Genomic DNA, 21,711 nt, shown 5'->3' on the forward strand with positions numbered 1-21,711 from the left:
AAAAAAAATACGTAAGGCTAAAGCCTTACGTACCGATAGAGTCCGTAGTTGCCGTAGTTATAAAAAGCTTGATCATTCGGCCTGCTATATACAGGTGGGTGCCCTGTTTCTTGTTTTGCAAGTCCTCCAAATGAGGCGTGTGCGCTGCAAGAAAACCTATTGGGCTCCCTGATCAAAAAGTGTTAGGCCCAAATAAAAAGCAAACATACGAACAACACAGATGACTATCTTATAGATATATTTTATCATAAAGAGCTTATTAAATAAATCCTTAAATATTGTATGAGGATGTTTATTTTTAAAATATTTTTAAATATATAAGTTTACATAATATAATTATTGTTATTTAAAATTTAAGTTAGTGTATATAAAAATTGGAACAGAAACTCAATTCCCGTCCCAATTTAGCACTAAATTATTCTATTTTAAAAATGAAGATTAATGACGAATTCTTAATGATAATTCTTCTAATTGTTTATCTGATACTTCACTTGGTGCATCCGTTAATAAGCAAGTTGCAGAAGCAGTTTTAGGGAAAGCGATAGTATCACGTAAATTAGTTCTATTTGTGAGTAACATAACTAGTCTGTCTAGACCTAAAGCGATGCCTCCATGTGGTGGTGCGCCGTATTTAAAGGCATCTAATAAGAAACCAAATTGCTCTCTAGCTTGTTCTTTAGTAAATCCTAAAACTTCAAACATTTTTTCTTGTAATTCTCCATCAGATATTCTGATTGATCCACCGCCTAATTCGTATCCATTTAATACAACGTCATAAGCATTTGCTTGAACTTTTTCAGGTTCAGAATCTAGTTTAGCAATATCTTCTTCTTTAGGTGATGTAAACGGATGATGCGCAGCAACATAACGTTTAGCATCTTCATCATATTCTAATAAAGGCCAATCTGTTACCCATAAGAAGTTTAATTTTGATTCATCAATTAATTTTAATTCTTTTGCAATTTTAATTCGAAGTGCACCTAAACTTTGTGCAACAACATTTGGCTTATCTGCAACAAACATTACTAAATCTCCAGGTTTAGCACCTGTTAATTCTTTTAATGTGTTAACATTCTCTTCTTCAAAGAATCTTGCTATCGGACCACTTAAGCCTTCATCTACAACTTTCACCCAAGCTAGACCCTTAGCACCATAGATATTTACAAATTCTGTTAATCCGTCCATATCTTTACGTGTATAGTTATCTGCAGCACCTTCAGCAACGATTGCTTTAACTTCTCCGTCGTGTTCTACAGTATCTTTAAACACTTTGAAATCCATTTCTTTTCCTAATTGAGACACATCTTGCAATTCCATACCAAAACGTGTATCTGGTTTATCAGAACCATATCGTTTCATTGCTTCATCATATGTCATACGAGGGAATGGTGTTTGGATATCAATACCTTTTACATCTTTTACAACTTTAGAAAGCATTTCCTCGCCCATTTGAATAATATCTTCTTGATCAACAAAACTCATTTCGATATCTACTTGTGTGAATTCAGGTTGACGATCAGCACGTAAATCCTCATCACGGAAACATTTTACAATTTGATAGTATTTATCAAAACCACTAATCATCAATAATTGTTTAAATAACTGTGGTGATTGTGGTAAAGCGTAAAATTCGCCTTCATGTACACGAGATGGCACTAAATAGTCCCTCGCACCTTCTGGTGTAGATTTTGTTAATACGGGTGTTTCAATATCAAAGAAACCATTATTATCAAGGTATTGACGAATTGATCGAGTCGTTTGATGTCTCATTTTAAATGTTTGAGCTAATTCTGGTCGTCTTAAATCTAAATAGCGATATTTAAGACGAATATTTTCATCAACACTTTGATTTTCTTCATTAATTGAAAATGGAGGCGTCGCTGATTTATTAATTATACGAATATTAGATACTTGAACTTCTACTTGACCTGTTTTAATTTTTGGATTAACTGTTTCTGGGTCTCTTTTAGTTACTGAACCTTCAACTTCGACTACATATTCTGATCTTACAGTTTCAGCAATAGATAGAGCTTCTTTTGAAAAATCTGGATTAAATACAATTTGTACAATTCCCTCTCTATCACGTAAATCAACAAAAATAAGGCCACCTAAATCGCGTCGGTTATGAACCCAACCTTTTAGTGTTACTTTCTGACCTAATAATTCTTCAGTTACTAAACCACAATATGTTGTTCTTTTACCCATTATTTATTCTCCTTTTCTTTATTAAAGAAACTAACTACTTCATCTAATTGAATTGTTTTTGTTTCACCAGTAGACATTTCTTTAACATCAATTTTATTATTGTCTAGCTCTTGGTCACCTATTACAATCGTATATTTAGCATTTAAACGATCAGCTTGTTTCATTTGTCCCTTAATTTTTCGATTTAAGTAATCTTTATCAGCTTTCACGCCATGTTTTCTTAAATCATTTAAAAGTTTCACGCTATATTGTTCTGCTTTTTCACCCATCGTTACGACAAATAAATCGAAATCTTCATCCACATTCAATTCTATGTCTTCTTCTTCAAGTGCAAGAAGTAATCGTTCAATACTAAGGGCAAAACCTATTCCTGTTTGCTTAGGACCATCTAATAACTCAAGAAGTCCATTATAACGACCTCCACCACATAGTGTAGTAATAGCACCGTCATAATTCGGATTATCCATCATGAGTTCAAATGCCGTATGAGTATAATAATCAAGCCCACGCACTAAATTAGGATCTTCAACATAATTGATACCTAGTTGATCTAAATGATGTTTAACTGCTTCATAATATGCCTTTGATTCATCATTTAAGTAATCTGTAATTCTTGGAGCATGTTTAACTGCTTCTTTGTCTCTATCAACCTTACAATCTAAGATTCTCATTGGATTTGTATGCAAACGTGATTGACAATCATTACAAAATGTATCAATGACAGGTTCAAAATGCTTAATTAATGCTTCGTTATATTCTTTACGAGATGCTTGATCTCCTATACTATTAATCACTAGCTTTAAATGTTTTAAACCAAATGATTCATATATATGCATTACCATTGCTAATACTTCTGCATCAATACTTGGATTTTCTGCTCCTATTGCTTCTACACCAAATTGATTAAATTGTCGATAACGTCCTTTTTGTTTTCGTTCGTATCTAAACATTGGTCCGTTATAGTAGAGCTTAATAGGTTGATTAGGTTCACCTTGCATTTTATTTTCAATATATGATCGCACGACTGCTGCAGTTCCTTCAGGTCTTAATGTAATACTTCTATCGCCTTTGTCTTTAAACGTATACATCTCTTTTTGAACGACATCAGTAGAATCTCCTACACCTCTTGCAAATAAGTCAGTACTTTCAAATATTGGTGTACGTATCTCTTTATAATTGTATAATTTCATTAATTCATCTAATTTATTTTCAATATATCGCCATTTTGCAGACTCTTGAGGTAAAATATCTTGCGTTCCTCTAGGAATCTTAATCATACAATCACTCCTTCTAAATTGTTGTTAACTATTAAATTTCTTTAATAAAAAAGTCCCTTATATAGCTTCATGCTATATAAGGGACGATATGCCGTGTTGCCACCCTAATTGAGAATAAAAATATTCTCCACTCATCACGTGTAACGTACGCAAACCGGCTTTATTTTATCAAAGCACCTTTTCTTGTGTTCAAAGATACCAATGTACTAGTGTAATCTTTCAGCCTAGGATTACTTCTCTTCACAATCAATATGATTGTTCACTATTTCATTAGTCTTTTCAAGAATACAAACGGTATTATTTATAAAGTTCACTGATTATGATACCGATTTTAGGAAAAGTTTGCAAGTATTATGAAGCAAAATATTGTTTTAATCCATCTACAACCGCTTCTTCTACAACCTGTCTATGTAATTGATTTCTAATCATTTTTTCATCAGTAGGATTACTTATATAGCCCAATTCAAGTAACACAGCTGGTTTATTCGTTTGTCTTAAAACTTGATAATTTTGTTGACGAACACCACGATTAGAAAGTAATGACTTTTTTTGAATATTCGCATTTAATACTTCTGCTAATGTTTCTTGACTATTTTGATACCAATATACAGTAGCGCCATTAGCATTATGACTATCTAATGAATCATTATGAATACTTATAAATACATCACCTGTCGCTTTTCTATTATCTAAGCTTACATAACTATCATCTGTTCTCGTCAATTTAACATGCGCTCCTGCTTTTTCTAATGCACGTTTTAATTCAAGTGCTGTTTTCAAAGTATAGTTTTTTTCGAGAGATTTAAGAGCCGTGGAACTTGAGGCTCCCTGATCACTCCCTCCATGACCAGGATCAAGCACCACAGTTTTATTCTTAAAAGGATTTTCCTGTTTACTGACATCAGCTTTAATATTCAAACTCGTATGCCAACCAGCAACCCATCCTTTTTCATCTCCTTTAGCATTTTGGACTTCAATCCATTTTCCTGACGTCTTTAATTTTTTAAAACTATCTCCTTTTTCAACTTTATATATCACCGGATATCCTGCATTAGGTCCTGTTCTTATTTCAGCATCTTCTGTTATTGTTAGTCTATTACTATCTTGATCATTATGATTCATAAACAAAAATAATAATATTATAAAAAGAATAAATAATAACACTACTACTAACGTCAACATATTTTTTAGATCATGTTTGGTTAACCATGTATCTAATTTATTCATATTACTTTGCCATCCTGACTTTCATATATAATCGTTACGGGACCATCATTAATAATTTCTACGTCCATATCTGTCCCAAATTCACCAGTTTGAATATCAATATCATACTTTTGAAGTTCAGAGTTAAACTTATCGTATAATATTTTGGCATCTTCAGGTCGCATGGATTGTGAGAAACCTGGTCTATTACCTTTTTTAACTTCTGCATAAAGTGTAAATTGAGAAATAGATAAAATTGCACCATTAATTTGTTGAATATTTAAATTTAACTTCCCGTTTTCATCTTCAAACAAACGTGCGTTAACAATTTTCTTCGCTAATACTTCTATATCAGCTTCCGTCGAATTTTTCCCAACACCTACTAATAAACAATAACCTTTTTCAATTTGGTTATGAATAGATTTATTAGTGACAGATGCTCGTTTTACTCTTTGTACAACTATTTTCATATCTTAGCACCTCTTTTAATTCCATACTCTAGAAACTGTATAAATATCACTCAATTGTTTAAGTTTTTCAACTACACGAAATACATCATTTACATTTTTAACCATAACGCTAATTGTAATGATTGCATTCTTGTCAATATCAGATCGTGCATTCATTTTAATAATACTTCCTACGGTTGAATTTACGGCTTGAATCACTTCATTGAGTAACCCATTTCGATCATATGCATTGACTTCTAAATCTACTTGATAACGTTGTGTTGAATCTTTTGATTTAACCCATTCGACATTAATTAATCTCTCGTTTTCATTTTTAATATTTGGGCAATCTGATCTATGAACTTTAATACCATGTCCTTTAGTGATGTATCCAACAATATCATCACCAGGAATTGGATTACAACATTTAGATAATTTGATTAAAACATTCTCTAATCCTTCGACATAAACCCCACTATCAGTAATGATATCTTCTTTAATTGGTGACGTTTTAATGACTTCTTGTGCTTCATTTAATGCTTTTTGTTTATCTTGTATACGCTGTCTTTCCGTTAATTTATTCACTACTTGTAAAGCAGTAACACCACCAAAACCTACTGCAGCATATAAATCGTCATCATTGGCAAAATGATATTTTTCGTTAACGACTTCAATATTTTTTTCTGTTAGAATCTCATCAACTCGATAACCTTGTTCTTTAATTTCCGCTTCTACCATAAATTTACCTTTTTCTATATTAGAAGAACGATCTTGCTTTTTAAAGAAACTTTTTATCTTACTTTTTGCTCCAGATGATTTAACAATTTTCAACCAATCTCTACTTGGACCATATGAATGTTTACTTGTGCGAATTTCAATAATATCGCCTGTCTTAAGCATATAATCAATAGGCACAATTTTACCATTGACTTTTGCGCCAATCATTTTATTACCCACTTCGCTATGGATGGCATAAGCAAAATCAATAGGGACTGCGCCATAAGGTAATTCAATCACATCACTTGCAGGCGTAAACGCATATACTTTATCACTTTGTAAATCATATTTAAGTGATTCCATAAATTCTTGTGCATCTGAAGATGTATGGTCAGTTTCTGCAAGTTCTTTTAACCAGTTAAGTTTATTTTGGAAATCTTGTGTTTTAGAATTTATTGTTTTCCCTTCTTTATATGCCCAATGCGCTGCCACCCCATGCTCAGCAATTTCGTGCATTTCAAATGTTCGAATTTGAATCTCTAAAGGATCACCATTAGGTCCAACAACAGTAGTGTGTAATGATTGATACATATTTTGCTTTGGCATAGCGATATAATCTTTAAAACGACCTGGCATCGGTTTCCATAATGTATGAACCAAGCCTAAAATAGCATAACAATCATTAATTGAATTCACAATCACTCGTATAGCTAATAAATCAAATATTTGATCAAATTGTTTTTTTTGTTTTACCATCTTACGATAAATACTGTAAATATGTTTAGGGCGACCGCTTATTTCACCTTGGATATTCATTTTATTCATTTCAGTTTGAATTTTATCCATAGCATTTTGAATATATGCTTCACGTTCACTACGTTTTTTCTTCATTAAATTAACAATTCTAAAATACTGTACACTATCAATATAACGTAACGCAATATCTTCCAATTCCCATTTAATGGTATTAATACCTAGACGATGCGCTAAAGGTGCATAGATTTCTAATGTTTCTTTTGAAATACGAATTTGTTTTTCTCTAGCCATTGCTTTTAACGTTCTCATATTATGTAAGCGGTCAGCTAATTTAACTAATATGACACGAACATCCTTAGCTATCGCAATAAATAACTTTCTATGATTTTCAGCTTGTTGTTCCTCTTTAGAACGGTATTTAACTTTTTTTAACTTAGTTACACCATCTACAATTCGTGCAATTTCTTCATTAAACATATGCTTTACGTCTTCAAATGTATATGGTGTATCCTCTATCACATCATGTAAAAAGCCAGCTACAATTGTTGGTCCATCTAAGCGCATTTCTGTTAATATACCTGCTACTTGAATTGGATGCATGATATAAGGTAGCCCATTTTTTCGAAACTGTCCTTGATGTGCTTCATAAGCAATATGATAACTTTTTAAAACATATTGATAATCATCTGCTGATAAATAGGATTTAGCTTTATTTAGTACTTCATCAGCACTATATGGATACTCGTTATTCAATATATGACACCCCGACTTTTTAATATTTCAAATACTCTACCGATAACCGAATCATTGAAAATCAAGAAATTTCTTTTCATTACTTAATTAATCCGAGTACCACTCCTATTAATTAAAGATGCGTGAGTATTAATGTAATTTTAACAAAAGTATTAAAATCTCTAAAAGATTAACTTTGGTTTAAATAATAGTTATATAATACTACAAGTTTTTAAATAAATAAATGTGATTAGATTAATGATGATGCAACGATAATAAAAAAAGCGAGATAGTATTCAATCTGAATTCCTACACTCGCTTTAATATATATTAATCTAGTTACTAAATTAATGACTATTCATCGTAAGAAATTAAACTCATGACATCATAGTCTTTAATTTTTTCCATACCATTTAAATATTTTAATTCAATAATAAAAGCTATTCCAACAACAATACCACCTAATTCTTCTACTAATTTAATAGCCGCTTCGATTGTTCCACCTGTCGCTAATAAATCATCAGTGATTAAAACACGTTGTCCTGGTTTAATTGCATCTTTATGCATTGTTAAAACATTTGTCCCATATTCCAAGTCGTATTCATAGCGAATAACTTCACGTGGTAATTTTCCTTCTTTTCTTACAGGTGCAAATCCAATTCCCATTGAGTACGCAACTGGACAGCCAATAATAAATCCTCTTGCTTCAGGGCCTACTACAATATCAACGTTACGATCTTTTGCATACTTTACAATTTGATCAGTTGCATAACCGTATGCTTCACCATTGTCCATAATAGTTGTAATATCTTTGAAACTAACACCTGGTTTAGGCCAGTCTTGTACTTCAGATACGTATTGCTTTAAATCCATTTAAAAATTTCCTCCTATGCGTTACGCTTTTTGAGCTTTAATCCAATTCTTAAGATGTGAAAAGTCATCATAAAGCATTAATTTTTCAACTTCAATTCTTGACTGTCTCGATTTATAAACTTGACTCGACTCAATAGATTGTTTACTTGGATTATCATTTATTTTAATTATACCATTTTCTTCGTAAATAAAACTTAGGTCAAGAAATACTTTTAAAATAAACTTTAAAGTATTTGGCTTAATATTTAAGTATTGACATAATTGTAACCCTTCTTTTTCTAAGTTCATTTCTTTCTTAGTAAATAGTGCCCTATAACTTTGTTTAAATAGATGAGCACTCGGTAACCCCTCAAAATAAATTGAATGTTGATGGTGTAATACTAAATAGAGTTGTGAGTATTCTAAATGTTTTAGAGATTGTGTAACACTATCTAAATCAGTTGGTAAATCACGAAACACAATCGTATTATATGATGAATCAATTGTTTCACCGTAGTGGAAATAATTCTCACCTAACTTCTCTTTTTTAGAATGAATGACAAAAGCAACATTATTAGATGACGTATCAATATTAAGTTGTTTACGTTTACTTCTATAATCTAATATTTGCTCATTTTGAGTCGCTAAATCTTGTATAATCATTTGAGGTGTCTGATTGTTATTCCACTCATTTATTTGTAAATGTCCTATGATATTGACAGGTTGGCCTAATTCTATTTGTGTCATTAAATCACCATTTTTCCAAAATAAATGTTGTAATTTAGCTTGACCAGTTACTAATTTTAAATGATTTTTATCTTTTCCAATCGCTTTAACGTCATTAACTTCTGTATCATCCAATTCAAATAAAGGTTTTTCAAAATCAGTACCAAACGGTTTCAGTATTTTAATATCATGAATATTTGATACAGTAATTTCATCTTCTGAAAGTTTAGTCGTAATATATTTTGTTGGTTCTAAAGAAGTATGTTTAGAAAGCTGAACCATCCATTCATTTAATCCTTTTGATAATGCATCAATATTATCAATCTCCATCGTCATTCCAGCTGCCATATGATGACCACCAAATTTAGATATCAAGTCTTGATGTGCACTTAAAATTTCGAACATAGACACTTGTTCAATACTTCTAGCTGAACCTTTTGCATGATGTTGTTCTAAATCTATATTTAAAATAAGAGTGGGTAAAGCATAAGTTTCTACAATTTTTGAAGCCACAATACCTAATACTCCCTCATGCCATCCTTCTTTAGCTAAAAGTAAAAATTTGTCGCCATTTTCAACTTTTTCATTAGCCATCAATAGTGCTTCTTCTGTTATTTGAGCGACAATATCTTTACGTTCAATGTTAAAAGCTTCTACTTGTTCAGCTAAAAAATTCGCCTCTTCAGAATCTTCTGCCATCAGTAATTCCGCTGCTAATGACGCATCTTCTAATCTACCTACCGCATTTAAACGAGGTCCAATAATGAAACCAATTGTTTCTTCATCTATTTCATCATTAAATCCTGCTTGATTTAATAATGATTGAATTTGAAATGGACAGGATTGATTTAAATATTTAAGACCTTCTTGAACAATCGTTCTGTTTTCATCAGTCAGTGACACTAAATCTGCAATCGTCCCAATAGTTGCAAGCGCTATGAAATATTCTGGAGGATGATCTATTAAACATTGCGATAATTTGTATGCGACACCAGCTCCACATAAATATTTAAATGGATATTCAAATTCTGGATGCATAGGATGAATAATGGCATATGCTTTTGGTAATGTACGGCCTATTTCATGATGGTCTGTAACAATTACATCGACTCCCAATGCTTGTACCATTTCAATTTCTTCATGACCTTGTATTCCATTATCAACTGTAATAATAAGTGATACGCATTCATCGTAAGCATTTTGAAAGGCATATTTATTTGGACCATAACCTTCGCTAAATCGATTAGGAATATACCAACCGACTTCAGCGCCCAATTTTTGCAGTGTTTGAACTAATATCGTTGTAGATGTTACGCCATCAGCATCATAATCTCCATACACTAATATTCTTTCATGTTTATCAATCGCTAAATTAATTCGATCAACAGCTTTTCGCATATCACTCATTAGCCATGAATCATGCTTTTTATTTGTACCATTAATTAATGTATTTATCTCATCATACTGTGTAATCGATTTACTTTCTAAAATCTTTCTTACAATAGGAGATAAATTAAATTCCTTAATAATCTCAGACGATATATCTTGTTTAGGTGCTTCATAAAGCCATTTATATTTAGATTGAATCATAAAGTTATCCTTCCTTTTTCCACAAGCAATTATACCTAAAAAAAGAATAAATAAAAAGAGGAAGAAACACTGAATTCAATTAGAATTCTTTTGTTTCTTCCACTAATTTTATATCATGTATTTAATTATACTAAGATTTTTTCATCATTTGATTTTTTCTCTTTATAAACTACAAGCTTACCGTTCTCAGATTTTTTCAACTGATGTTTCTTCATGATGCTCCATAGTGGAACTGCAATAAAGATAGAAGAGAATACACCAGATAATAATCCAATAAGTAATGCTAATGAGAAGTTAAACAGACTTGATGCACCAAAGATAAGTATGGCGATAACTACTACAACGACTGTAAGAACTGTATTAATAGAACGAGTCATTGTTTGTCTAATAGATCGGTTAACAATATCATCAATTTGATGAGGATCTGTTATTACTTTGATTTTATGAAGATTTTCTCTTACACGGTCGAAAGTAACAATTGTATCATTTATTGAATAACCTACAATCGTTAAGATTGCAGCGATAAACGTAATATCTACTTCAAGTCTTAATAAACTGAATAAAGCAACGATAATAAATACATCATGAAGTAATGCTAAGACAGCAGAAAGCCCCATTCTCCATTCGAATCTTAATGAAACATAGATAATAATCCCAATAGCTGCATAAATTAATGCTTTCATTGCATTTTTAGCTAACTCTTGACCAATCATTGGAGAAACTGTGTTCACTGTCGGTTTATGACCATATTGATCATTAATAACTTTATTAAGTTTCAAAGTTTCATCTTTAGATAAATCATTTTTAAATTGAACTGTTGCTTGTTTATTATCATTACCATTAATTTGAATTTGATCAGGTGTCAAACCAACATCTTTTATCGTACGTTCAACTTTAGTTTGAGATAACTTCGTATCAGAATCAAGATCTACTCTTGTACCAGCTGAGAAATCAATACCTAAGTTAAGTTTAAATATACTTAGAATAATTATACCAATTACTAAAATTAAAATACTTACTCCAATTAATGGTTTTGCTAATTTAACAAAATTCCATTTTTCAAAAGCTGTTTTTAAGTCATGAACATCTACACCTTCATTGATATCATGGCGATTATTTTTATTTACACCAAACATCCAATATTTCTTCTTAAAGTAATTAGAAGAAACTAAAAGTGATAATAGTCCTCTTGATAAAAAGACAGCTGTGATGAATATCATTAAAATACCTAATAATAACATCGTAGCAAATCCTTTAACTGAACTTTGACCAAAGAAGAATAACACTGCTGCTGCTATAACAGTTGTTAAGTTTGAATCAAAAATCGTTAAGAAAGAACTTTTATTTGCTTTAGAATAAGCCTGTTTAAGCGTTCGTCCTACTCTAAGTTCATCTTTAATCCGTTCATACATGATGATATTTGCATCTACAGCCATACCTACACCTAATACTAAGGCAGCTAAACCTGGTAATGTAAGTACACCTGAAATAAAGTTAAATGCTACTAATGTTAAATAAACATATACTGTTAAAGCAATCACTGCCACAATACCTGGTAATCTGTAAAAACCTACCATAAATAAATAGATAATTGCAACACCAATCATTGATGCAAAGATTGTTTTATCTAATGCATCTTGACCAAATTGTGCACCTACAGAATTAGAATAAACTTCTTTTAAATCAACTGGTAATGAACCTGCATTTAACAATTCTGCAATTTGCTTAGCACGTTCTACGCCTTGTTGACCCTGGAAGCCACCTGAAATTTCTACACTGTCTGAATTAATAGGTTGATCCACCGAAGCGGCTGAAACGTATTTCCGTTTATCTTCAGGTTTATCCAACTCTTTATGATAGCTATCACCTTTTTTATAATCTAACCACACTACCATCATGTTTTCTTGTTTTTTAGAAATTTCTTCTGTAACTTTTTTAAATTTCGCGCGGTCTTTTAATTTAAAAGTGACTGCAGGTTCGTTTGTACCTTGTTTAAATTCTTGTTTTGCAGAACCTTGTACAATATCTTTACCTGTTAATTTAACATGATCATTAGCATCACGTATAGTCAGATTTGCTTGTGAAGACAAAATTTTCCGAGCTTCATCAGGATTTTTTACCCCTGCGAGCTGTACCCTAATTCTATCAGGGTCTTCAACTTGAATATGAGGCTCAGATACGCCTAATACATTAACACGATTTTCTAAAGTTTGAGCAGTAGATTGTAAAGCCTTATCATCGATTTTACCATCACCGCCAAGTGGTTTAACTTGATATAATACTTCAAAACCACCTTGTAAATCCAAACCTAGATTTACATTCTTAACTACATTCTTATATGTAAAGCCCATACCTACAAATAGTAGCGCTACAATGAGTATGAATGCAATTATTCTACTTGTTTTTTTCACATGAACACCTCATTATTTAATTATGTAATTAGAATAATCTTTTAATAAACCATGTGCAAGTGAATTAAAGATTACATCTATGTGACAAGACTTATCTATCTTAACATAACCTTTTTATTAGTGTAATCACGATAGCTAGTTAATAAAAAAACATTCCACGACAATTTGTTGTCTGGAATGTCTTGTTATTATAATTTATGATGGGTCAACTTGTTTAATCGCAGGTTTTTCAAATGTCATTTCAGTACCATGACCATTTACTGTGATTACAACTGCTGTTTCATCCACAGCTTTAACAGTTCCTTTGATTCCACCAATAGTTGTAATTTTTTGACCTGCTTCGATACGACTAATCATTTCACGATGTTCTTTCGCACGTTTTTGTTGCGGTCTAATTAAAAAGAAATAAAATACTATAATTAAAATTATAGGCAAGATTAATGCTGAAACATTCATTATATTGTTCTCCTTATTAAAAGTTTTTAGGGTTCTCTACATTTAGCCCATATTGTTCGAAAAATTCTTCTTTAAAATCTAATAAACGATCTTCTCGAATGGCCTGTCTAATATCTTCCATTAATTTTAGCAGAAAATGTAAATTATGAATAGTAGTAAGACGGATACCAAACGTTTCCTCTGCTTTAATTAGATGTCTAATATATGCACGTGTATAATTCTTACAAGTATAGCAATCACAATTCGCATCTATAGGACTAAAATCATCTGCATATTTAGCATTTTTTATAACCAATCGTCCTTGAGATGTCATGCATGTTCCATTTCTAGCTATGCGTGTTGGCAACACACAATCAAACATATCCATACCGCGAATGCTACATTCTATTAATGCATCAGGTGATCCTACTCCCATTAAGTATCTTGGTTTGTCTTCTGGCATAAATTGAACCGTATGTTCAACCATATCGTACATCACTGGTTTTGGTTCACCTACAGATAAACCACCAATAGCATATCCAGGAAAATCCAATGATACAAGTTCTTTAGCACTTTGTTCTCTTAAGTCTTTGTACTCTCCACCTTGTATAATACCAAATAATGCTTGGTCCTCTGGACGTTGATGTGCTTCAAGACATCGTTTAGCCCATCTTGTTGTACGTTCAATTGAATCTTTTACGTATTTATATTCGGCAGGCATAGGCGGACACTCATCAAATGCCATCATAATATCTGAACCTAAGTCATTTTGAATTTGCATTGATTTTTCTGGACTTAAAAACAACTTAGAGCCATTTGTATGATGTCTAAATTCGACACCCTCTTCTGATATTTTTCTAAGATTACTCAAACTAAACACTTGGAAACCACCAGAATCTGTAAGAATAGGGCCATCCCAATTCATGAACTTATGTAAGCCCCCAGCTTGTTTGATAATATCATTTCCAGGTTGTAACCACAAATGATACGTATTTCCTAATATAATTCTAGCTTCAATTTGTCTTAACTCTTCTGGACTCATTGTTTTAACTGTTGCTTTCGTACCTACTGGCATAAACATGGGTGTTTCAAATGAGCCATGGGGTGTATGAACAATCCCTAAACGTGCACCTGATTGCTTACATGTTTTAATGTGCTCATAAGTTACTGCTGGCATAATCTGTACCTCTCATTCATTAAATTATTAACATTGCATCTCCAAAACTAAAGAATCTATATTTAAGTTTTACCGCTTCTTTATAAGCATTCAAAATGTATTCACGACTACTAAAAGCAGAGACTAACATCACTAATGTTGATTTGGGTAAATGAAAATTAGTAATTAACCCATCAATTGCTTTATATTCAAACCCTGGATAAATAAATATATCTGTCCAACCACTTGTAGCGACAAATTGTTCATGATCACGACGAATTGTTTCTAACGTTCTAGTAGACGTCGTACCTACAGAAATAATTCTATACCCATTTTCTTTAGTTTTATTCAGCATATCTGCCGTTTCTTTAGTCATTTGATAGTATTCACTATGCATTTCATGATCATCAATATCCTCCACACTTACTGGTCTAAAGGTACCTAGGCCAACATGTAGTGTAATAAATGCAATATTGACACCTTTGTCTTTTATTTTCTGTAAAAGCTCATCTGTAAAATGTAACCCTGCAGTAGGCGCTGCAGCGGAACCATTTTCTTTAGCATACACAGTTTGATATCTATCCGGATCATCTAAACGTTCTTTAATATAAGGTGGTAAAGGCATTTCACCTAACTCATCTAAGCGTTCTTCTAAAATACCTTCATAATGTAAACGCATAATGCGCCCACCTTGTTCTAATTCTTTTATACATTCAGCAATGATTTTGCCGTTACCAAATGATAAAGTATTACCTACTTTAATACGTTTTGCTGGTTTTAATAATACTTCCCAGTCATTGTCCTCTATTCTAGTAAGCATTAACATTTCTACCTTTGCACCTGTTTCTTCTTTTAAACCGAATAAACGTGCTGGCATAACACGTGTATCATTTAATACTAATGTATCTCCAGGTTCAAAATAATCCATAATATCTGTAAAGTGTTTATGTGCAATATTTCCGGTCTTTCTACCTAGCACAAGTAATCTACTTTGATCTCTATTTTTTAAAGGTGTCTGAGCAATCAATGATTCAGGTAAATGATAATCAAACTCCTCAACGTTCATATTATTCCCTCATTCTTTAATTTTTTTGAAATGTTCATAGGCAAATGGTGTCGCTTTTCTACCTCTTGGTGTTCGTTCTATAAATCCTTTTTGTATTAAAAAGGGTTCATAGACATCTTCGATTGTAATACGTTCTTCTCCAATTGACACTGCTATCGTATCCAGTCCCACAGGACCTCCATTATATTGATTAATAATACAATTCATCATTTTATGATCAATGTAATCTAAGCCTTCATCATCCACTTGTAATAAGTTTAGAGCTTGCTTTGTTGTTTCGATATAAATTTGTTCATCTTCATTTACTTGTTGAAAATCTCTTACTCTTTTTAGTAGTCGATTTGCAACACGAGGTGTTCCTCTTGAACGCTTAGCAAGCTCAACTGCACTTTCATCATCAATTTTTGTACCTAATACTTCAGCAGTTCGAATAATGATTTCTTTTAAATCTGATTCCGAATAGTACTCTAATCTTAAATGAACACCAAATCGATCTCTTAAAGGGCCTGTTAGACTTCCAGCACGTGTTGTCGCGCCTACTAGAGTAAAAGGTGGTAAATCAATACGTATACTACGTGCTTCATCACCTTTACCGATAATAATATCTAAGAAAAAATCTTCCATAGCAGAGTATAAAACTTCTTCTACTACACTACTTAAGCGATGGATTTCATCAATAAATAAAACATCTCCAGGCTGTAAACCTGATAAAATTGCCGCTAAATCTCCGGGTCGCTCTAATGATGGACCAGATACAGTTCTTATATTGACTTCCATTTCATTAGCAATAATATTTGAAAGTGTTGTTTTACCTAATCCTGGAGGACCAAAAAGTAATACATGATCTAATGGCTCATCCCTTAGTTTAGCCGCTTTTATAAAAACTTCTAAATTATTCTTTATTGATGATTGCCCAATATATTGTTTTAATTTAGTTGGTCTGAGTGAGAATTCAAAAGAAGATTCTTCATTGTGTAATGATTGATCTACCATTCTATCATCCATATTTATCCCCCCAGTTATCGTTCATAATATTAAGATACAAGCGTTTTTAAACCAATCTTAACTGCTTCATCAACAGAGTGGATGGATGTTTTATTAAGCACTTTCTCAACTTTAGAAAGCTCTCTCTTAGAGTATCCTAAAGCTGCAAGCGCTAATAACGCTTCCTTAATTATATTGTCATTTTCTTCAACTTGTCCCTCAACCTGTAATAAGGTCTCACTAGTCTCTTCTGTAATCTTAACTTTACCTTTTAAATCTAATACAATTTGTCGTGCAGTCTTTTTACCTATACCAGGAAATTTAGTTAGATAAGTATCATTTTCATTTTCAATTGCACGTTTAACTTCGTTAGGTGTACTTGTTGCTAGAATAGCTAAAGCTGATTTAGGGCCTATACCTGTAACTTTTATTAAGCTTAAGAACATCTCTTTTTCTTCTTCGCTAATAAAACCATATAATAATTGTGCGTCTTCTCTTACAATCAGTGAAGTAAAGACTTTACATTCTTGATTTAAATATTTTTGAAATCGATATGAATTTGGAGTTTGAATTTCATAACCGATACCATTAGACGTTTCTACAACAATATGTGTTGGAAACAATTGAGATAAATGTCCTTTTATATAAGCGTACATAGATACCTTCCTTACATACTCATACTAATTAATTCAACTTTATAAACATGTTGAATATTTCTCAAAGTGCCCATGACCTTTTCTATTGATAATGATTGATCTTTTGCACTCAAAGAGAGTGTAATCGTTGCTTTTTCTTCCATTGGAACACTTTGATGAATAGTTAAAACGGATAACGCTAATTTTGAAATAGTTTGTAATACTTGAGCAAGCATTCCTACTATATCATTAACATAGAGAATTAAGGTGAATTCACGGTGTTCAAAAATCTTTTCATCTACAGGAAAAATAGTATCTCTATATTTATAAAAAGCACTTCTTGATAGATTAAACTGCTTAACTGCTTCATAAATGGACAGTGTGGCATCATTTTTTAAAGCGTCTTTAATTTTAAGCGTTTTAACCACTGATTCTGGTAAAACGTCTTCACGTATTAAATAAAACTTTTTATAATCTTTGCTGTCCACTAAAAAGCCCTCCTATTCGACGAATTCAAATTCTCCCCCAAGTATTCTAACAATATCACCATTACTACATCCACGTTCTCTTAATGCATCATCAATACCCATAGAGCGCATTTGACGTGCAAAACGTCTTACTGCTGGATCACTATTAAAGTCTGTCATTTTAAACATGCGTTCGATTGCATTACCGCTTACTACATAGGCACCATCATCATCTCTTGTAATCGTAAATTTATCTTGAGATGGTGTATGTTTATATAATACGCGATTAACACCTGCATCTTCGTCTTCTTCTACACTAAAATCAATATCTTTTACTTCTTCTAATTTATCAGCAATTGTATATAGTAATTGATCAATATTATCTCTTGTAATTGTAGAAACTGGAACAATAGTTACATCTTCATCAATTTCTTTTTTAAATAATTCTAGGTTATCGTTTGATTCCGGTATATCCATTTTATTTGCCACTATAATTTGAGGTCTATCTTCTAATCTTTGTTTATAATTTATCAGTTCATTATTGATGATTTGATAATCTTCAAGTGGATTTCTTCCTTCAGAACCACTCATATCTATCATATGAACAATAACTTTTGTTCTTTCAACATGACGTAAAAATTGATGACCTAAACCGACTCCTTCTGAAGCTCCTTCAATTAAACCTGGTAAATCCGCCATCACAAAACTTCTATGATCAGGTGTTGAAACCACACCTAAATTTGGTTTAATTGTTGTAAAATGATAAGCTCCAATTTTAGGTTTTGCCTTAGATACAATAGATAACAATGTTGATTTCCCTACACTTGGGAATCCAACGAGTCCCACATCAGCAAGTAGCTTTAATTCTAAGGTAACATCTAGTTCTTCTCCAGGTTCTCCATTTTCACTAAAGTCTGGAGCTGGATTTCGAGGGGTTGCAAAACGTGAATTTCCACGACCTCCACGACCTCCACGAGCAATAACTGCACGTTGACCTTCTTCAACTAAATCTGCTAAAACTTCTTCAGTTTCTACACTTTTAATAATGGTACCAGGAGGCACTTTTAAAACTAAGTCTTCCGCATTTTTACCATGCATATTACTACTTTGACCATTTTCACCTTTTTTAGCCTTAAAATGACGTTGAAATCTAAAGTCTAAAAGTGTTCTTAAACCTTCATCTACTTCAAAAATGACTGAAGCACCTTTACCTCCATCGCCACCAGCAGGGCCACCAAATGGTACATATTTTTCCCTACGATAAGCAGTAATACCATTACCTCCATCGCCTGCTTTTAGAGATATTTTTACTTGATCGACAAACATATATCTCACCTCTTTTTATATATTTTATTAATTCATCGCTAATATTATATCATTAACTCTAAAACGTTAGATTCTATTATAATCATTTTTAAACAAAAATAAAACACCAGAAGTCTTCACTTCTGGTGTTAATTAGACAAAAATTATTCAGCTACTGCATATACAGAAACTTGTTTTTTGTCGCGACCTTTACGTTCGAAACGAACAACGCCGTCGATTTTAGCGAATAATGTATCATCGCCACCACGACCTACATTTTCACCAGCATAAATTTTAGTACCGCGTTGACGATATAAAATTGAGCCACCTGTTACGAATTGACCGTCTGCACGTTTAGCACCTAAACGTTTTGATTCTGAGTCACGACCGTTTTTTGTAGAACTTACCCCTTTTTTAGATGCGAAGAATTGTAAGTTTAATTTTAACATCGGGATACACCTCACTTATAATTTAATCTTATATTTTCATTATATTCATCTTCAATCGTTTGTAAAGACACAAGCATTGCTTGAAGAATTAATTGTGCTTGCTCATTGTTAGTGTCTACTGATCTAATGTGAAAATGACCACCGTCATCATCATAATCAATATCCGGATTTTCAGAAGTTAAACTTAAAATAGCATTCACACTTCCAAAAAGAACAGCTGAAGCCCCTGCACAAACAATATCATAGCCATAATCACCATGATTAGCATGGCCATCCATGATGACGTCTGTTACTTTACCTTCATCATTAATTGAAATATCAACAGTAATCATAATTAAGCGTTGATTTTATCAATTGTTAATTTAGTATAAGGCTGACGATGACCTTTTTTACGTTTTGAATCTTTACGACGTTTGTAAGTGAAAACAGTAATTTTTTTACCGCGACCTTGTTTGTTCACAGTAGCAGTTACTGTAGCTCCTTCAACAGTTGGAGCACCAACTTTAACTGAATCTCCACCTACAAATAATACTTTATCAAATGTGAATGAATCACCTTCATTAACATCTAATTTTTCAACGAAGATCTCTTGACCTTCTTCTACTTTAATTTGTTTACCGCCTGTTTCGATAATAGCAAACATACCTTGCACCTCCTATAATTATAAGTCACGCCATATACAGGTGATAAAATATAACATTTTAACGCTTAAACCTGTATTTGAGCGGTTGTATGTAGCTATAAAACTACTCAACTATTGCATCTTACCATTACTTATATTCAATGTCAATCTATTATATTGGCTTTTTAAAGAATTTAAAGAATATAGGCATCAAAATAATTAATAAAATAATATTTAATATAAGTGTTGGGATAATACGTAGTAATATAAAGTTTAGTAAATCAAATTCTACATAGCTAATAACAGAATATATAATTGCTACAAATATTTCAAGAATCATTACACCAATGATACTGAACCAATATACCATAATATAGTCTCGGTAAAAAATCTTCAAGAACTTATTAAATATTGTTATTAAGAATATATAACCAAACAAATATAAACCATATACACTGCCAAAGTAGATATCAGTTATCATACCTAAAAAAATGCTTAGTAATAATGTGACCATAAATGGTCTATAAATTGATAAAAGTAATAAATACATTAGAGTTAAATGAGGAACTAAGATAAATGTTAGGTTGCCTATATGAAAAGGAATAACCAAACCAATAAGTGTATCAAGATAAAAAACGATGATACCGATCATTATATAAACGAACGCTTTCATTATCGAGTCTCTCTTTCATTGAAATCCGTGTTATTACTTTTTTTCGCTATGTATACATGTTGAATATCTGATAAATTTGCTCCAGTTTTCACCCTCACTTCTTTTGCTAAACCATATTCATCATTTTCTACCTTCGTCACTTCTCCTATGTATAAATCACTTGGCAATTGATCGGCTAATCCACTTGTTACTACTTTGTCACCTTTTGAAATTTTATCCTTATTATTGATATTACTAATAATTAATTCCTGAGTTTTATTATCATAGTGATCAATTAATCCAAAAACATTTTTAGAATGATGTTGAATATTGACTGATAGTTTTCCAGCTCTTGTATTCGTTGAAAGTAAATCAACTTGAGAAGAAAATTGATTCACTCTAGTTACTCTTCCAATTAAACCATCACTAGTAAACACTGCCATATTATTGCTTACACCAGCTTTTTTACCTTTATCAATAATCACAGTATTCATCCATTGATCTGGATTACGTGCTATGATGGCACCTGAAATTGCATCGTATTTTGAAGCATCAGTCATATCAAGTTCTTTTTTTAAGTTTTTATTTTCCGCTTCTAATGCTTCGTTTTTTGCTTTTAATTGATTAACTTCATTATGATTTGATTTGTTAGATTGAAAGAAGTTACCTATAGCTCCAGTCACAAAATTGACCGGGTAACTAATTACTCTCTGACCAAATGACACTGAGTCCCCCACATATTGCTCAGGAGGTGATTGAGTTTGTGAACGAATGGACAAACCAATCAATGCAATAAAAATAATTATTGCACAAAAAACAACAATTAACTTGTTATTTTTAAAAAAATTTAACACTCATAACACCTCTACTATTTATTTTAAATTATTATATTCTATTTTATATTACTCTAGGATTGAAATAAAGAATAATATTAAATATTATCTTCAAAGAAAAAAAGGAACAAGTTAGAATCTTCATTGAATTCTAGTACTTGCTCCTATCAAATGTCATCTTATTTA

20 protein-coding genes, 1 other RNA gene and 1 other annotated feature are annotated in these 21,711 nt (G+C 31.9%); all 21 genes read right to left on the reverse strand.

Features of this window, described 5'->3' with window-relative positions; all coding sequences use genetic code 11:
• Window positions 1–35 precede the first annotated feature (35 nt).
• The 21 genes from ssrS to mreC all read right to left on the reverse strand — a co-directional run bounded on the left by ssrS (window position 36) and on the right by mreC (window position 21,546).
• Window positions 36–226, reverse strand: a non-coding RNA gene (gene ssrS / locus HMPREF2647_RS01810) — 6S RNA.
• Window positions 227–438: 212 nt separating this feature from the next.
• Window positions 439–2,205 (reverse strand): aspartate--tRNA ligase, encoded by a 1,767-nt coding sequence (aspS, locus tag HMPREF2647_RS01815; RefSeq protein WP_070436596.1) that lies wholly within the window; start codon window positions 2,203–2,205, stop codon window positions 439–441.
• A complete protein-coding gene (gene hisS, locus HMPREF2647_RS01820) occupies window positions 2,205–3,482 on the reverse strand; it encodes a histidine--tRNA ligase (RefSeq protein WP_019835425.1) in 1,278 nt (425 codons plus the stop codon). Before hisS ends, aspS begins: the two co-directional genes overlap by 1 nt.
• Window positions 3,483–3,833: 351 nt before the next feature.
• Window positions 3,834–4,709, reverse strand: a complete 876-nt coding sequence (locus tag HMPREF2647_RS01825; protein ID WP_017176168.1) for an N-acetylmuramoyl-L-alanine amidase family protein — start codon at window positions 4,707–4,709, stop codon at window positions 3,834–3,836.
• Complete coding sequence (gene dtd / locus HMPREF2647_RS01830) at window positions 4,706–5,158, reverse strand: D-aminoacyl-tRNA deacylase (protein ID WP_019835426.1); 453 nt, start codon at window positions 5,156–5,158, stop codon at window positions 4,706–4,708. Before dtd ends, HMPREF2647_RS01825 begins: the two co-directional genes overlap by 4 nt.
• Before the next feature lie 15 nt (window positions 5,159–5,173).
• A complete protein-coding gene (locus HMPREF2647_RS01835; RefSeq protein WP_049379568.1) occupies window positions 5,174–7,363 on the reverse strand; it encodes a RelA/SpoT family protein in 2,190 nt (729 codons plus the stop codon).
• A gap of 333 nt (window positions 7,364–7,696) precedes the next feature.
• Entirely contained in the window at window positions 7,697–8,215 is a 519-nt protein-coding gene (locus HMPREF2647_RS01840) for an adenine phosphoribosyltransferase (protein WP_019835427.1), read from the reverse strand.
• 21 nt (window positions 8,216–8,236) lie between these two features.
• Window positions 8,237–10,510: a single-stranded-DNA-specific exonuclease RecJ gene (gene recJ, locus HMPREF2647_RS01845; protein WP_070859441.1), complete on the reverse strand. Its 2,274-nt coding sequence runs from the start codon at window positions 10,508–10,510 to the stop codon at window positions 8,237–8,239.
• Window positions 10,511–10,635: 125 nt separating this feature from the next.
• On the reverse strand, window positions 10,636–12,921 hold the full coding sequence (secDF, locus tag HMPREF2647_RS01850) for a protein translocase subunit SecDF (protein ID WP_017176163.1): 2,286 nt from the start codon (window positions 12,919–12,921) through the stop codon (window positions 10,636–10,638).
• A gap of 195 nt (window positions 12,922–13,116) precedes the next feature.
• Complete coding sequence (gene yajC / locus HMPREF2647_RS01855; protein WP_002448938.1) at window positions 13,117–13,377, reverse strand: preprotein translocase subunit YajC; 261 nt, start codon at window positions 13,375–13,377, stop codon at window positions 13,117–13,119.
• Between the two features lie 16 nt (window positions 13,378–13,393).
• Entirely contained in the window at window positions 13,394–14,533 is a 1,140-nt protein-coding gene (gene tgt, locus HMPREF2647_RS01860; protein ID WP_017176162.1) for a tRNA guanosine(34) transglycosylase Tgt, read from the reverse strand.
• 19 nt (window positions 14,534–14,552) lie between these two features.
• On the reverse strand, window positions 14,553–15,578 hold the full coding sequence (gene queA, locus HMPREF2647_RS01865) for a tRNA preQ1(34) S-adenosylmethionine ribosyltransferase-isomerase QueA (protein WP_049413805.1): 1,026 nt from the start codon (window positions 15,576–15,578) through the stop codon (window positions 14,553–14,555).
• A 9-nt stretch (window positions 15,579–15,587) separates the two neighbouring features.
• Window positions 15,588–16,583 carry a Holliday junction branch migration DNA helicase RuvB gene (gene ruvB / locus HMPREF2647_RS01870; protein WP_017176160.1) on the reverse strand — a complete coding sequence of 332 codons (996 nt, stop codon included), beginning with the start codon at window positions 16,581–16,583 and terminating at the stop codon, window positions 15,588–15,590.
• 29 nt (window positions 16,584–16,612) lie between these two features.
• Entirely contained in the window at window positions 16,613–17,218 is a 606-nt protein-coding gene (gene ruvA, locus HMPREF2647_RS01875; RefSeq protein WP_019835430.1) for a Holliday junction branch migration protein RuvA, read from the reverse strand.
• An 11-nt stretch (window positions 17,219–17,229) separates the two neighbouring features.
• Window positions 17,230–17,685 carry an ACT domain-containing protein gene (locus HMPREF2647_RS01880; protein WP_017176158.1) on the reverse strand — a complete coding sequence of 152 codons (456 nt, stop codon included), beginning with the start codon at window positions 17,683–17,685 and terminating at the stop codon, window positions 17,230–17,232.
• A gap of 12 nt (window positions 17,686–17,697) precedes the next feature.
• On the reverse strand, window positions 17,698–18,990 hold the full coding sequence (gene obgE, locus HMPREF2647_RS01885) for a GTPase ObgE (protein WP_019835431.1): 1,293 nt from the start codon (window positions 18,988–18,990) through the stop codon (window positions 17,698–17,700).
• A 143-nt stretch (window positions 18,991–19,133) separates the two neighbouring features.
• The gene (rpmA, locus tag HMPREF2647_RS01890; RefSeq protein WP_002449010.1) at window positions 19,134–19,418 is read right to left on the reverse strand and encodes a 50S ribosomal protein L27; all 285 of its coding nucleotides are present in this window, start codon (window positions 19,416–19,418) and stop codon (window positions 19,134–19,136) included.
• A gap of 11 nt (window positions 19,419–19,429) precedes the next feature.
• Window positions 19,430–19,750 carry a ribosomal-processing cysteine protease Prp gene (locus HMPREF2647_RS01895; RefSeq protein WP_017176156.1) on the reverse strand — a complete coding sequence of 107 codons (321 nt, stop codon included), beginning with the start codon at window positions 19,748–19,750 and terminating at the stop codon, window positions 19,430–19,432.
• A gap of 2 nt (window positions 19,751–19,752) precedes the next feature.
• Window positions 19,753–20,061, reverse strand: a complete 309-nt coding sequence (gene rplU / locus HMPREF2647_RS01900; RefSeq protein WP_002448968.1) for a 50S ribosomal protein L21 — start codon at window positions 20,059–20,061, stop codon at window positions 19,753–19,755.
• A 13-nt stretch (window positions 20,062–20,074) separates the two neighbouring features.
• Window positions 20,075–20,158: a sequence feature (ribosomal protein L21 leader region), on the reverse strand.
• Between the two features lie 54 nt (window positions 20,159–20,212).
• Entirely contained in the window at window positions 20,213–20,713 is a 501-nt protein-coding gene (gene mreD, locus HMPREF2647_RS01905; RefSeq protein WP_017176155.1) for a rod shape-determining protein MreD, read from the reverse strand.
• On the reverse strand, window positions 20,713–21,546 hold the full coding sequence (gene mreC, locus HMPREF2647_RS01910; RefSeq protein WP_017176154.1) for a rod shape-determining protein MreC: 834 nt from the start codon (window positions 21,544–21,546) through the stop codon (window positions 20,713–20,715). The genes mreD and mreC overlap by 1 nt, the downstream gene beginning before the upstream one ends.
• Window positions 21,547–21,711 lie beyond the last annotated feature (165 nt).

The sequence above is a fragment of the Staphylococcus sp. HMSC035D11 genome (assembly GCF_001836075.1).
Classification (GTDB): Bacteria; Bacillota; Bacilli; order Staphylococcales; family Staphylococcaceae; genus Staphylococcus; species Staphylococcus hominis.